The sequence below is a fragment of the Shewanella sp. NKUCC06_TVS genome (genome assembly GCF_019345515.1).
GTDB lineage: Bacteria > Pseudomonadota > Gammaproteobacteria > Enterobacterales > Shewanellaceae > Shewanella > Shewanella oncorhynchi.
The window spans coordinates 315,825-330,574 of record NZ_JAHKQX010000001.1; the positions used below are offsets into that span (position 1 = coordinate 315,825).

The following is a 14,750-nucleotide window of genomic DNA, read 5'->3' on the forward strand; positions in this document are numbered from 1 at the left end:
ACACTTTATTTTTAAGCCTGATAATGACAGCGCAACCGTAGGCTAAATTTTACCGACAATAAAAAAGATGCCCTTAGGCATCTTTTTATGGAACTCATGTTATCGAACAAATGCTGTGACTGTTAATCAACAATACGCAGTAATTCGTTGATACCCACTTTACTGCGGGTTTTTGCATCGACTTTCTTAACGATAATAGCGGCATAGAGGCTGTACTTGCCACAGGCTGATGGTAAGTTGCCAGAAACAACCACAGAGCCTGCTGGTACACGACCGTAATGCACTTCGCCAGTTTCGCGATCGTAAATTCGGGTGCTTTGGCCGATATACACGCCCATAGAAATCACTGAGCCTTCTTCAACCACAACGCCTTCAACAATCTCAGAACGTGCACCGATAAAGCAGTTATCTTCGATGATGGTTGGGCCCGCTTGTAATGGCTCAAGTACGCCACCAATACCTACGCCGCCAGATAAATGCACATTTTTACCGATTTGTGCACATGAGCCAACTGTCGCCCAAGTGTCAACCATAGTGCCTTCATCAACATAGGCACCTAAGTTCACATAAGATGGCATCAACACGGTATTTTTACCTATGAATGAGCCTTTACGCACTGTAGCCGAAGGCACCACGCGAATGGCTTCCGCTTTAAAGCGAGCTTCATCATATTCGGCAAATTTTAACGGCACTTTGTCGAAGTATTTGGTTTCGGCGCCATCGATAACCACGTTATCGAAAATACGGAAGGACAGTAATACCGCCTTTTTCAGCCATTGGTGCACATGCCATTGTCCGTCGATTTTCTCGGCGACACGGACTTCACCTTTATCGAGCATATTGATGACATGTTGCACATCGCTGCGCACACCTGCGTCAACTGTGCTTGGTGTGATGTCGGCGCGCGCTTCAAAAGCCGCTTCAATACGTTGGCGTAAAGCCTCCATTTACTTCTCCCACTGGTCTCGTTAATTAACTGATTCGATATTCTTTGCACTCAGGGCACTGATTAAAGCGTCCCTGAGGGCATTCTCTTGGGCTTCGTTAAGTTGCAAGCCGTCATTGGTCTGCAGCATAAAAAAGTCTTCGGCTCGCTCACCAATGGTGGTGATTTTGGCCGCGAGTAATGTTGTGTTGCAACGGTAAAAGATATCCCCGACTTTTGCCAGTAATCCTGGCGAATCTAAGGCGATAAGCTCCATCATACTTGTACCATGACGACTGCTTTCGAGGAAACTCACTTGTGTCGGCACATTAAAAGGTTTCATCTTGCGCGATAGTTTTCTAAAGCGCGGCAGTTTTGGACTGTCGCTCGACAGGGCCTTCTCAAGCGCCTTACGGATACTTTGGATGCGTGAAAGCTGGCTAACGGGCTCACCATCCTGCTCTAAGATCACAAAGGTATCGAGGGCATAATTGTCTTTTGACGTCATGATGTTGGCATCATGGACGTTGATATTTTTATTGTCGAGTACCGCCATCACAGTTGCGAACAATTTAGGTCTGTCTTGGCAATAGACAAATAGCTCAGTACCACCACGGGTGGTGTGTTTGGACACTAAGACTAAGGGCTCATCCTGTTGTTTGTGCTTTAAAATCGCTTCGGCGTGCCACGCGACTTGATTTGGCTGGTGGCGTAAAAAGTAATCTGCCTTAAAACGTTGCCACAGGGCATCGAGATCTTTCTCTTTCAATCCGCGGCGCAGCAGTTCTTTTTTCGCCTTGGCTTGGTATTCACGCACTCTGGCACGAATATCGACGGGTTTTTCTTTACCGCGGGCTAGCACTCTTTGGGTCGAAAAGTACAAGTCGCGTAGCAGTGAGCCTTTCCAGTTGTTCCAGGTTTTTTCGTTGGTGGCGCAGATATCGGCGACGGTTAAGCAGTACAGATAGCTTAAATGCACGGCATCGCGGACTTTATTGGCAAAGTCGGCCACCACATCGGGATCGGAAATATCACGGCGCTGGGCGGTGACAGACATCACCAGATGATTTTCAACCAGCCAAGCGACTAGACGGCCATCGTGATCATTTAATCCATGCAGCTTACAAAAGGCGAGGGCATCGCTTGAGCCCAGTTTACTGTGATCGCCACCGCGACCTTTGGCGATATCGTGGAAGATAGCGCCTAATACGAGTAAACCTTTTTTAGGCAGTTGGTTGATGAGAATCGAGCCTAAGGGAAATTCTTCTTTTTGTTCGGCTTGAGAAAAACGCTCAATATTGAGCAGCAATCTGTGGGTATGTTCATCGACTGTGTAGGCGTGGAACAGGTCAAACTGCATCTGACCTTCAATATTTCGCCATGCCGGTAAATAGGCAGATAACACGCCGTGTTTGTGCATTAAAGACAAGGCAACAATGCCGCGAGGATGGCGCAAAATTTCCATAAAGGCTTGGCGGCAAAGCGGGTTTTCTTGCAAGGCTTGCGGCTGGGCGCGTCTTGCACGGCGCAGTGAACGCAGTGTTGGCGCGTAAATGCCTTTGATGTTGGAGTTTTTAGCGACCAACAAAAATAGCCGCACAATTTCTTCGCCGCTATCGAACAGATCATCACTGAGCGCTTCGATAAAAGTGCCGCGGCGCTGGTAGTGTTTATCAATCGATTGAATTTCTAAGGCTTTTGTGTGGCCCAGTGTTGCGCGCTTAAAGAGCTGCAACAGCATTTCGTTCAGCTCCATCACTCGGCGCACCGTGCGATAGTAGCGTTTCATCATCTGCTCAACGGCAAGCTGGGTGGCGTCTTCATAACCCATAAGCTCGGCAACTTGGCGCTGCACATCAAACAGTAAGCGGTTTTCATCGCGACCGACCACCATGTGCAGGGCAAAGCGTAGCTTCCACAAAAAGTGCTGACATTCGAGCAGCTCTTCTAGTTCACCAGGCTCTAAAAAGTCGTATTGGACTAATTCTTCGAGGCGAGCGGCACCAAAGTGACGCATGGCTACCCAAGCAATGGTTTGAATATCCCTAAGACCACCGGGACAACTCTTGATATTGGGTTCTAAATCGAAGGCACTGGCTCTGGCATGGCGAGCATTTTGCTCATCCCGTTTTGCGATAAAAAAATCGCTTGAAGTCCAAAAGTCACTCTGACGAATCGCATCATAAAGTTGATCGAATAAAAATTCGGGCCCTTCGAGCAATCGTGCCTCTAACAGATTGGTGGCTATGGTGATGTCTTCTCGGCCGAGGATAATCGTGTCGTTTAACGTACGGACACTGTGGCCGATTTCCAGATTGGCATCCCACAGAAAGGCAATAAACTGACTGAGTGCCGCTTCGGCGGCGGGTGACAAGATATCATTAAACAGGAACAGTAAATCGACATCTGAGTGGGGATGCAGCTCCCCACGGCCATAGCCGCCCACGGCAATCAGGGCAATATCATATTCCCTTAGACCGTGCTGTTCCCAAGCTTGCTTAACAAGGGCATCGACAAATTGACAGCGCTGCGTGACGAGCTCTTCAATCGGGGTTTTAGCCTTAAAACTGGCCAAAAGAATCTGATTCTGTTCGATTAATGATTGTTTAGCGAGCAGAGCTATATTCATCGAGTCCCTTGTTTTTATGTTTGTTAGTGTGGCCTATCGCTCGTGATTGATGATGCGTGGGAAATCTTCATCCTCACGCAGGGTAAGTACTTCAACCCCTTTTTCAGTCACCAGTAAGGTATGTTCCCACTGGGCTGAATTTTTACCATCGGAGGTCGTTACCGTCCACTTATCATCGCGATCGAGTATGGTCGTGTGGCGACCAGCATTGATCATAGGTTCAATGGTGAAACACATGCCAGGGCGTAATACTGTGTTATCGCCGTTACGGTAGTGCATGACCTGAGGCTCTTCATGGAAACCCGATCCAATACCGTGGCCACAATAATCTTGCACGATGGAATATTTCTCAAGGCCTGTTTTACTTGCTTTGATGAATTTTTCGATAGTATTGCCAATTTCACCCAGTTTTAAACCTGGACGAACCTTACGAATAGCTAAATACAGGCTTTCTTGCGCGATGCGGCACAGACGTTTGTCCTTCGCGCTCACCTCACCGATTAAAAACATCATCGAGGTATCGCCGTGATAACCGTCTTTAATCACTGTGATGTCGATATTGAGGATATCGCCTTCTTTCAATGGTGGGTTGTCGTTTGGAATGCCGTGGCAAATCACATGGTTTACAGAAGTACAAATGGATTTGGGAAAACCATGGTAGTTAAGCGGCGCCGAAATCGCACCTTGCTCTTCGGTATATTTGGCGCAGAGGTCATTGAGCTCATTGGTGGTCACGCCCGGTTTAACATGCGGCGCGATCATTTCTAATACCTGTGCGGCTAGTTTGCCCGCAGCACGCATTTTTTCAATTTCTTCAGCGGTCTTGATGACTATACTCATTGCGTTTTCTCTTGTGTCTTTAATGTCTGTTGGCCACGCAACCTAATGCAAAAATTTGTGCTTTAGGGCTATTTATGGTATAAAGCGCGCCGTTATGTTTAAGTCTTGATGAATTGTCTAAGCCAGCTTTTGCGCTGCTTTGATACTTGCAAGACTAAAGATGGCGGCCATTATACATGGCTATTTGTCTAAATACTAAATCACACACGTGTCGACACATTCTTCGGGGTGCCCTCAGTTGTTATATAAGGGGTCGAAGACATGGGATACGTGGAGGTCTAACCCCCTAAATTTTAAGGTAATAGAAATGACTACAGTTTCAATGCGCGATATGCTTCAGGCCGGTGTCCACTTCGGTCACCAAACCCGTTACTGGAACCCAAAAATGAAGCCATTCATTTTCGGTGCTCGCAACGGTGTTCACATCATCAACCTTGAGCATACTGTGCCAATGTTCAATGAAGCGCTAGCTTTCATCAGCAACGTAGCTTCAAAGAAAGGTAAAGTATTATTCGTTGGTACTAAACGTGCTGCTGGCGAAGCGATCAAAGAAGCTGCTCTATCTTGTGACCAGTACTATGTTGATCACCGCTGGTTAGGCGGTATGCTGACTAACTGGAAAACCGTTCGTCAGTCAATCAAACGTCTGAAAGAACTGGAAAGCCAATCAGTAGACGGTACTTTCGACAAGCTGACCAAGAAAGAAGCGCTGATGCGTACTCGTGAGCTTGAAAAGCTGGAAAAATCTTTAGGTGGTATTAAAAACATGGGCGGCCTGCCAGACGTATTATTCGTCATTGGTGCTGACCATGAGCATATCGCTATTAAAGAAGCTAACAACTTGGGTATCCCTGTTGTTGCAGTTGTTGATACTAACTCTGCGCCAGATGGTGTTAACTACATCGTTCCTGGTAACGACGACGCTATGCGTGCTATCCGCCTGTACACTTCTTCTGTTGCTGCTGCTGCAAAAGCTGGCCGTGGTCAAGATTTGGCTGTTCAAGCTGAGCAAGACGGTTTCGTAGAAGCCGAATAATAATAAGGCGGGATGATTATCATCACCCTTATTAACCAAGATTTTTGATTGGTTAACAGGGGCCATTCGGCCCCTGTTTTATATCTGCAAATTAGTCGATTTTTTATAGAGGATTTAACAATGGCAATTACTGCTGCCCAAGTTAAAGAACTGCGCGACCGTACTGGCGCAGGCATGATGGATTGTAAAAACGCTCTGACAGAAGCTAACGGCGACATGGAGTTAGCAATTGACAACATGCGTAAGTCTGGCGCTGCTAAAGCGGCTAAAAAAGCGGGTAACATCGCTGCTGACGGTACAATTCTGATCAAGAATGGCGAAGGTTTCGCTGCGCTATTAGAAGTTAACTGTCAAACTGACTTCGTTGCTAAAGATTCAAACTTCTTAGCATTCGCGAACGCAGTATTAGATGCCGCTGCTGCATCTAAAGTGACTCTTGAAGATTTAAAAGCACAGTTCGAAGATGCACGCGTTGCATTGGTAACTAAAATCGGTGAAAACATCAACATTCGTCGTGTTGAGTACATCGATGGTGCAAACCTATCTTCATACCGTCACGGTGAGCGCATTGGCGTTGTTGTTGCCGGTGAAGCTGACGAAGAAACCTTAAAGCACATCGCAATGCACGTTGCTGCTTCTAAGCCTGAATACGTGAACCCAGAAGATGTTCCTGCAGAAATCGTTGCAAGAGAACAAGCTCTGCAAATCGAAATGTCAATGAACGAAGGCAAATCGGCAGAGATCGCTGAGAAGATGGTTCTAGGTCGTATGAAGAAGTTTACCGGTGAGATTTCTCTGACTGGTCAAGCTTACATCATGGAACCAAAGAAAACTGTTGGCGAAATTCTGAAAGAGAAAGGCGCTAAAGTCACTAACTTCATTCGTTTAGAAGTGGGTGAAGGTATTGAGAAGAAAGAAGAAGATTTCGCGGCTGAAGTTGCTGCTCAAATCGCTGCTTCTAAAAAGGCTTAATCGCCAACGCTAAATACCCCCAAGACCGCGGCAATAGCTGCGGTCTTGTTATGACCAGGATAAAAATTATGAGCACCAATCCAAAACCCGCATTTAGACGCATTCTTCTTAAATTAAGTGGCGAAGCACTGATGGGCGACGAAGGCTTCGGCATCGATCCCAAAGTATTAGATCGCATGGCTCAGGAAGTGAAAGAGCTGGTTGAGCTGGGTATTCAGGTGGGTGTGGTTATTGGTGGTGGTAATCTGTTTCGCGGTGAAGGCCTAGCAAAAGCCGGCATGAACCGTGTGGTGGGCGATCACATGGGTATGCTGGCAACGGTTATGAACGGCTTGGCAATGCGAGACGCCCTGCACCGTGCCTATGTTAATGCTCGTCTGATGTCAGCTATCCCGTTAAAGGGTGTGTGTGATGATTACAATTGGGCTGAAGCGATCAGCTTGCTAAAATCTGGCCGAGTGGTTATTTTTGCTGCCGGTACAGGTAATCCTTTCTGCACGACCGATTCTGCGGCCTGTTTACGCGGCATTGAAATCGAAGCTGAAGTCGTATTGAAAGGCACTAAAGTCGACGGTGTATACTCCGAAGATCCAATGAAGAACCCAGACGCCGTTAAGTATGATGAAGTGACTTATGCGGAAATTCTGGAAAAAGAATTAAAAGTAATGGACTTAGCCGCCTTTACTATGGCGCGTGATCACGACATGCCTATTTTAGTTTTCAACATGAACAAGCCTGGCGCTCTACGCCGCGTTATCATGGGTGAAGAAGAAGGCACACTGATCAGAGCGAAAAAAGTTATTTAATGACCAAGAAGGACATTTAACGTGATTGAGAACATTAAGAAAGATGCGCAAGAGCGTATGGGTAAATGCGTTGACGCGACTAAAAACCAAATGGCAAAAGTGCGTACCGGTCGTGCCCACCCAAGCCTGTTGGATTCCATTCAAGTCTCTTACTACGGCACTATGACGCCACTAAACCAAGTGGCTAACGTGGGCGTTGAAGATTCACGCACTCTGTCTGTGACTGTGTTTGACCGTAGTGCTATCCAAGCCGTTGAAAAGGCTATTATGAGCTCTGATTTAGGTCTGAATCCTATGTCAGCTGGCGCGACATTACGTATTCCATTACCCGCGTTGACTGAAGAACGTCGTAAAGACTTCATCAAAGTGGTGCGTAACGAAGCTGAAAACGGTCGTATTGCTATCCGTAACGTGCGTCGTGATGCTATTTCTGAAGTGAAAAAGCTTGAAAAAGCTAAAGCTTGTACTGAAGATGATGTGCGTCGCAGTGAAGAAGAAGTGCAAAAGTTCACCGATGCTCACATTAAAAAGGTCGATGAGATTTTAGCGGCCAAAGAAATTGAGTTGATGGAAGTCTAATCTCAGTTCGATAAGCTAGAGTTGATGCGCCGTGTAGGGGTATACTACACGGCGTTTGTCTATTTTAAAGGGCTGTATTAGATGTCATCCACAGTGGAACTTGATCCGCACCCTAGGACGAGTGAGAGTGATTTATACACTCAAACGACCTTGCCGGGACAATTACCCGAACTCGTGAAACAGTCGTTACCTAAGCATGTTGCTATTATCATGGATGGCAATGGGCGTTGGGCACAAACCCAAGGTAAACCACGAGTGATGGGACATAAGGCTGGTGTTAAGGCCGTTAGAAGAGCCGTAAGCACGGCAAGCCAATTAGGCATTGAATCGCTAACCTTATTCGCATTTTCTAGCGAGAATTGGCGTAGACCCGATAAAGAAGTCAGCTTGCTGATGGAGTTGTTTTTTACCGTATTACAGCGCGAAATTAAATTGCTGGATAAGAATCAGGTTAAGCTCAACATTATTGGCGATATCAGCCGCTTTTCGGCGCGATTACAGAAACAAATTGCTGCTGCTCAAGAGAAGACATCTCGCAATACTGGCTTGGTTCTGAATGTTGCGGCTAACTATGGTGGCCGTTGGGACATACTTCAAGCAGCACAAAAATTAGCGGAAAAGGTCGAAACTGGCGAAATGACCAGCAGTCAGTTCACCGAAGAAGCCTTAAGTGCACATTTGTGCATGCAAAATCAGAGTGAAGTTGATTTAATGATCCGCACGGGCGGGGACTGTCGCATCAGCAATTTTGTGCTGTGGCAGGCGGCCTATGCAGAATTGGTGTTTACCGACACCCTTTGGCCTGATTTCGATGAACAGGCTTTTCATGAAGCGATAGCCATTTTTGCAAGTCGCCAGCGCCGTTTTGGTCTGACTGGAAGTCAGATTGATGAGATGCGTGCATTGTAAAACCTCATGAGGGATTTTTTTTGCTAAAACAACGAATAATAACAGCAATTTGGTTAGTTCCATTAGTTTTGGGGGCGATATTTTTGCTCCCTGCCAGCTACTTCGCCTGGGCCTTGGTTGCCGTCTTCCTTATTGCAGCAAAGGAATGGGGAAGAATTATCGATAATCAGTGTGATGTCACTCAGTGGAGCTTTACCTTCACAGTCGGCATTCTATTGGTGGCAATTAATCTGATTGTGCCAATTGATGCAGTTTGGTTAAGCCACCAGTTACATCCTATCTATTTGGCCATTCTCTATATTGGTGCATTCTGGTGGTTAGCATCACTATTATTAGTGGTAACTTATCCTAAAAGCGCTAAGTTCTGGCAAAAGAATCCTATGTTTAAGTCCATGTTTGGACAGTTAACCTTAGTGCCTTGCTTTGTTGCTCTTATCGCACTCAAATCCATTAGCTCACAAACTTCACCCTATTACGGCCCAGTGTTAGTACTGTTAGTGATGTTGATTGTGTGGGCCGCAGATTCTGGGGCTTACTTCGTCGGTAAAGCGATAGGTAAAACGAAACTGATGCCTGCAGTGAGCCCTGCTAAAACCTTGGAAGGCCTAGTTGGTGGTTTAGTGACGACTATGCTCGTGGTTGCAGGTGTTATGTATTATTCGCCAGAGCAAGAACTGGGTTTAGTTGTGGCAGTGACCTTATTTGTTGCTTTAGTGTCAGCGCTGGGCGATTTATCTGAGAGTATGTTTAAGCGTGCGGCCTGTATTAAAGATTCTGGCACTATTTTGCCCGGTCACGGCGGCGTGCTCGACCGCATCGACAGCCTGACTGCAGCCTTGCCGGTGTTTACCCTGATCTACATTGCATTCTGGATGTAACGCTATGCAAAATATGGTGATTTTGGGTGCTACCGGTTCAATTGGTGCTAGTACCTTAAGCGTGATTTCGGCTAATCCATTGGCTTATAGCATCTATGGATTGGTGGCCAATGCGAGCGTTGATAAGATGCTGGCTTTGTGTGTAGCCCATAAACCGAAAGTCGCGCATATGGTGGATGAAGAGGCTGCGAAACAGTTACGCGCCGTTTTACCCGCTGCGCTCAATATCCAAGTCACTACTGGCATAAACGATTTACTCGGTTTAGTGACGGCTGCCGAAGTGGATACTGTAATGGCAGCGATTGTCGGGGCGGCAGGGCTAGTACCAACCCTTGAAGCCGTGAAGGCGGGAAAGCGAGTATTACTGGCCAATAAAGAAGCTTTAGTCATGTCGGGTGAGTTGTTTATTGAGGCGACTAAGCGCTCTGGTGCTGTGCTCTTGCCCGTGGACAGTGAGCATAATGCTATCTTTCAATGTTTACCCCTAGAAGTACAGGCTAACCTCGGCCGTTGCGATTTAGCTGCGTCGGGTATATCCCATATTTTGTTAACCGGTTCTGGCGGACCTTTCCTGCGGTCGGAACTTGCGACACTTGCGGCCATGACGCCTGCCCAAGCCTGTAAACACCCTAATTGGTCCATGGGACCTAAAATCTCTGTTGACTCCGCCACTATGATGAATAAGGGGTTAGAGTTCATTGAGGCGCGGTGGTTGTTTAATACTCAGGCTGAGCAACTTAAAGTGGTTATTCATCCGCAAAGCGTGATCCACTCTATGGTGCAGTACCGTGATGGTTCGGTTATCGCCCAAATGGGTAACCCAGATATGCGCACACCGATTGCCCATTGCATGGCTTATCCGCAAAGAATTCATTCGGGCGTTGAACCTTTAGATTTTTTCAAAGTCGGACAGTTAAGCTTTTATGAACCTGATTTTGAACGTTTCCCCTGTTTGGCTTTGGCTATGGAAGCGTGTGCCCAAGGCCAAGAGGCAACAACCGTACTAAATGCTGCCAATGAGGTAGCTGTTGAAGCATTCTTGCAGGGGCAAATTGGTTTTACGCAAATTGCAAAAGTGAATGAGGCTTGTTTAGTCACTGTGCCTAAACGTCCTATGGGCAGCATAGAAGATATTTTAGCCTTAGATGCGCAAACCCGCGTCTATGCGCGTGAGACATTAGCAAGCATCGCTTAGCAATAGCTGAGTGATTAAATTTATAACGTAAGGAGTGGGATGTTAGATTTTTTATGGAACTTAGGTTCTTTCATCGTTGCACTGGGTTTGTTAATTACTGCCCACGAATACGGCCATTTCTATATCGCGCGACGTTGTGGCGTGAAAGTCGAACGTTTCTCCATTGGTTTTGGTAAGGCTATTTGGCGCCGTGTTGGTAAAGACGGCACTGAATATGTGTTAGCCATGATCCCCCTTGGCGGCTATGTCAAAATGCTCGATGAGCGTGTTGAAGACGTTCCCGATGAATTAAAAGATCAAGCGTTCAATCGTAAAACCGTATGGCAACGTATTGCGATTGTGGCCGCAGGTCCAATTGCTAACTTTATTTTTGCCATCGTTGCCCTGTATTTTATGTATCTGATTGGTGTGCCATCACTTAAGCCTGTGATCACTTCGACGACCCCCGGGACTGCTGCTGCGCAAATTCAAATCACAGAGCCAATGCAAATAACGGCCATTTCCGGTCAGGCTGTGCGTAACTGGGAAGAAGTGAATTTAGCTTTAGTCGGCCACATAGGTGATGAAAGTCTGAGTGTATCGCTAACGCCATTGAATGGTTTGCAAGGTTTGGATTCTAGTGCGCGGTCTTATACCTTAGATACGCGTAATTGGCGTTTTGATCCTGAAAAAGAATCCCCGATTACGGCATTAGGGTTAGGGATTTATCGTCCCGAAATCGTTCCCACCATTGCTGCAATTAGTCCTGACAGTGCCGCTGCGAATAGTGAGCTAAAAGTCGGTGACACCTTAGTTGCTATAAATGGTAAAAATTATACCGATTGGCAGGCTTTTGTTGACATTATTCAACATTCTGCCAATGTGCCTGTGAGTTTAACTGTGCGTCGCAATGGCGAACAGTTTAATGTGGCAGTGACACCCTTAAGCAGTAAAAATGCCGATGGCCAAGAGATAGGTATGCTCGGGGTGAGCCCAACCCAAGCACAATGGCCAGACAATATGCGTTTACAACTTGAATATGGACCAATCGATTCTTTCGGTATAGCAGCGGATAAAACATGGCAACTTGTTGCTGTGAGCTTTAAGATGATTGGCAAATTATTTACCGGCGATGTGTCGGTGAAAAACCTGAGTGGACCCATTTCGATCGCACAGGGTGCGGGCAGTAGTGCAAACTATGGCTTGGTCTATTTTCTCGGGTTCCTCGCGCTCATCAGCGTCAATTTAGGCATCATTAACTTGCTGCCTTTACCTGTGCTCGATGGGGGACACCTGCTGTATTACTTTATTGAAGTAATAACTGGTAAACCTGTACCTGAAAAGGTGCAGGAAATAGGATTCAGATTTGGGGCAGCAATACTGCTGATGTTGATGAGCGTTGCGCTTTTCAATGATTTTGCCCGACTCTGAGCAAGGACAGACTAATAATTAGAAGTGCTCTATGAGATTGAATAAACTTTTTGCCTCGATGTTATTCGTCGGTGCGTCGTTTTCAGGGACTGTGTTGGCTGATACTTTCCAACCGTTTGAAGTGACCGACATCCAAGTTGAAGGTTTGCAACGAGTTGCACTCGGTGCTGCCTTGTTAAGCTTACCAGTAAAAGTAGGTGACACTGTTGACCAGTTAAGAATCCAGCAAGCGATTAAAAGCTTGTATGCATCGACTAACTTTGAAAATGTCTCCGTGAGCCGAGATGGCGGCGTATTAGTGGTGAAAGTCACTGAGCGTCCGACTATTAGTGCCGTGACATTCGATGGCAACAAAGACATTAAAGACGAACAGTTACAGGAAAGTCTGGACGGTTCTGGCGTTAAAGTCGGTGAGTCGCTCGATCGTACTATGTTGACCGGTATTGAAAAGGGTCTGCAGGATTTCTACTACGGCGTGGGTAAATACGGCGCGAAAGTGGAAGCCCAAGTGATTAACTTACCCCGTAATCGGGTTGAGCTGAAATTTAAGTTTACCGAAGGTTTAGCGGCCGAAATCCGCCAAATTAACGTGGTCGGTAACAAAGAGTTTACCGATGCTGAACTGATTGGCATGCTGGAACTTAAAGATTATGTGGCTTGGTGGGATCTGTTCGGCGAACGCCGTTATCAGAAGCAAAAGCTGCAGGCCGATCTTGAGACCATCAAAACCTATTATCACAATAAAGGTTATATCCGCTTCGAAGTCACCTCGACTCAAGTGGCCATGACGCCTGACCGTAAAGGTTTATATATCACCATCAACGTAGATGAAGGTGAGAAGTATAAAGTTAAAGAAGTAAACCTGACGGGTGATTTGATGGGCCGTGAAGAGTTGATGAAATCAATTCTGCCAATCAAAGCGGGTGATATGTACAACGGCGGTGATGTGACTTTCACCGAAGAAATGTACAGCAAGTATTTAGGCCGCTTCGGTTATGCTTACCCTGAAGTGAAAACCTACCCTGAAATTGATGATAAGACTAAAGAAGTCACCTTAAACATCAATGTTAAACCGGGTAAACGTGTTTACGTACGGGCGATTAACTTCACTGGTAACACAGTGACTAAAGATGAAGTGATGCGCCGTGAGCTGCGTCAGATGGAAGGGGCTTGGTTAAACTCTGCGCAAGTTGAGCAATCTAAAGCGCGTCTTAACCGTTTGGGCTTCTTCGAAACCGTTGACACTGAAACCATTCAAGTGCCGGGTACTGATGACTTAGTTGATGTTGCGGTTAAAGTGAAAGAGCAGCCATCGGGCTCATTTAACGCGGGTGTCGGTTATGGTACTGAATCAGGCCTGAGCTTGCAGTTTGGTGTACAACAAAACAACTTCTTAGGTACAGGTAATCAAGCGGGTATTAGCTTGAGCACCAACAAGTACTCTAAAAACGTTAACTTATCCTATACCGATCCGTACTGGACAAAAGACGGTGTGAGTTTAGGCGGGAGCGTTTATTGGAGTGAGTTTGACGCCAATGAAGCTAACTTAGAACGCTATAAAAACAGTTCGTATGGTGTGGCGCTTAACTCGGGTTTCCCGATTAACGAATACAACCGTATCAATGGTGGTATTGGCTATCGTCACAACACGATTTCTGAGATCTCAGCTTATGAGCAGGCGCTGCGTTTCTATAACATCTATCGTGATGACGATCCAAACGCGGACTTAAGTTTCGATAACTTTGAACTCAGTCTGGGCTGGTATCGTAGCACCTTGAACCGTGGCACTTTCCCAACAGATGGCTCGTCCCAGCGTCTGAACGGCAAAATGACTTCGCCAGGGTCTGATTTACAGTATTTTAAGACAGACTTTGACACTAACTACTATTTCCCTGTTAACCGCAGTCAGAGCGTTGTGCTCTTGGCCCGTGGTCGATTAGGTTATGGTAACGGTTATGGTCAATTTAATGATAATGACCAAATTTTACCTTTCTGGGAAAACTATTACTCAGGTGGTAGTAGTTCGCTACGTGGCTTTAAGTCGAACTCTGTAGGTCCACGTTCATTCTATCTCTATCGAGGTAGTGAGCCGTGTGCACCGGATCCATCGGGCGATGGCTGTAGCTTGCCTGGCGATCCTAATAGTATCCAAGTCAGTTCTGGCCGCTCTATCGGTGGTAATGCCCTTGCAACGGCAAGTATGGAGTTGATTGTACCAACCCCATTTCTGGATGAGGCTTACACTAACTCAGTTCGTACTAGCTTCTTCGTCGATGCGGGTAACGTCTGGGATACTGAGTTTGATTACGAGTCATATCAAACACTTCCGGCGGACGAGTTTGCTAAGTTACAAGACTATAGTGATCCAGCTCGCCTGCGCGCCTCTTGGGGCTTGAGTGTTCAATGGTTATCACCTATGGGACCTATGGTGTTCAGCTTGGCGTGGCCGCTTAAAGAATATGAAGGTGACCAAACGGAGATCTTCTCTTTCAATATTGGCAAAACTTTTTAAAAGGCATACACTCGGCAAGTTTTGCTGACAATAACAAGGTAACAAGGAGTTTATTTTGA

12 protein-coding genes are annotated in these 14,750 nt (G+C 46.4%); 9 read left to right on the top strand and 3 right to left on the bottom strand.

Going from position 1 to position 14,750, the window contains the following annotated elements; genetic code table 11:
- Positions 1 to 122: 122 nt before the first annotated feature.
- The 3 genes from dapD to map are packed head-to-tail and all read right to left on the bottom strand — an operon-like array spanning position 123 to position 4,418.
- On the bottom strand, positions 123 to 947 hold the full coding sequence (dapD, locus tag KO531_RS01250; RefSeq protein WP_212600028.1) for a 2,3,4,5-tetrahydropyridine-2,6-dicarboxylate N-succinyltransferase: 825 nt from the start codon (positions 945 to 947) through the stop codon (positions 123 to 125).
- Between the two features lie 21 nt (positions 948 to 968).
- Complete coding sequence (gene glnD, locus KO531_RS01255; protein WP_219250178.1) at positions 969 to 3,554, bottom strand: bifunctional uridylyltransferase/uridylyl-removing protein GlnD; 2,586 nt, start codon at positions 3,552 to 3,554, stop codon at positions 969 to 971.
- A gap of 33 nt (positions 3,555 to 3,587) precedes the next feature.
- A complete protein-coding gene (map, locus tag KO531_RS01260; protein ID WP_226058787.1) occupies positions 3,588 to 4,418 on the bottom strand; it encodes a type I methionyl aminopeptidase in 831 nt (276 codons plus the stop codon).
- Positions 4,419 to 4,701: 283 nt separating this feature from the next.
- Here map and rpsB point away from each other — a divergent pair, with 283 nt between their 5' ends.
- The 9 genes from rpsB (at position 4,702) to bamA (ending at position 14,691) form a co-directional block, all read left to right on the top strand.
- Positions 4,702 to 5,430, top strand: a complete 729-nt coding sequence (gene rpsB, locus KO531_RS01265) for a 30S ribosomal protein S2 (protein WP_028760607.1) — start codon at positions 4,702 to 4,704, stop codon at positions 5,428 to 5,430.
- A 120-nt stretch (positions 5,431 to 5,550) separates the two neighbouring features.
- Positions 5,551 to 6,402, top strand: coding sequence for a translation elongation factor Ts (gene tsf / locus KO531_RS01270; protein ID WP_028760606.1), 852 nt, complete (start codon positions 5,551 to 5,553; stop codon positions 6,400 to 6,402).
- Between the two features lie 68 nt (positions 6,403 to 6,470).
- Positions 6,471 to 7,208, top strand: a complete 738-nt coding sequence (pyrH, locus tag KO531_RS01275; RefSeq protein ID WP_006080981.1) for a UMP kinase — start codon at positions 6,471 to 6,473, stop codon at positions 7,206 to 7,208.
- A 21-nt stretch (positions 7,209 to 7,229) separates the two neighbouring features.
- Entirely contained in the window at positions 7,230 to 7,787 is a 558-nt protein-coding gene (frr, locus tag KO531_RS01280) for a ribosome recycling factor (RefSeq protein WP_012088724.1), read from the top strand.
- Positions 7,788 to 7,868: 81 nt separating this feature from the next.
- The gene (locus KO531_RS01285; protein ID WP_028760605.1) at positions 7,869 to 8,696 is read left to right on the top strand and encodes an isoprenyl transferase; all 828 of its coding nucleotides are present in this window, start codon (positions 7,869 to 7,871) and stop codon (positions 8,694 to 8,696) included.
- A gap of 20 nt (positions 8,697 to 8,716) precedes the next feature.
- Positions 8,717 to 9,574, top strand: coding sequence for a phosphatidate cytidylyltransferase (locus KO531_RS01290; protein ID WP_219250179.1), 858 nt, complete (start codon positions 8,717 to 8,719; stop codon positions 9,572 to 9,574).
- A 4-nt stretch (positions 9,575 to 9,578) separates the two neighbouring features.
- On the top strand, positions 9,579 to 10,769 hold the full coding sequence (gene ispC, locus KO531_RS01295) for a 1-deoxy-D-xylulose-5-phosphate reductoisomerase (RefSeq protein ID WP_219250180.1): 1,191 nt from the start codon (positions 9,579 to 9,581) through the stop codon (positions 10,767 to 10,769).
- Between the two features lie 39 nt (positions 10,770 to 10,808).
- Complete coding sequence (gene rseP / locus KO531_RS01300) at positions 10,809 to 12,179, top strand: sigma E protease regulator RseP (RefSeq protein WP_028760602.1); 1,371 nt, start codon at positions 10,809 to 10,811, stop codon at positions 12,177 to 12,179.
- Between the two features lie 31 nt (positions 12,180 to 12,210).
- The gene (bamA, locus tag KO531_RS01305; RefSeq protein WP_131523800.1) at positions 12,211 to 14,691 is read left to right on the top strand and encodes an outer membrane protein assembly factor BamA; all 2,481 of its coding nucleotides are present in this window, start codon (positions 12,211 to 12,213) and stop codon (positions 14,689 to 14,691) included.
- Positions 14,692 to 14,750: the final 59 nt, after the last annotated feature.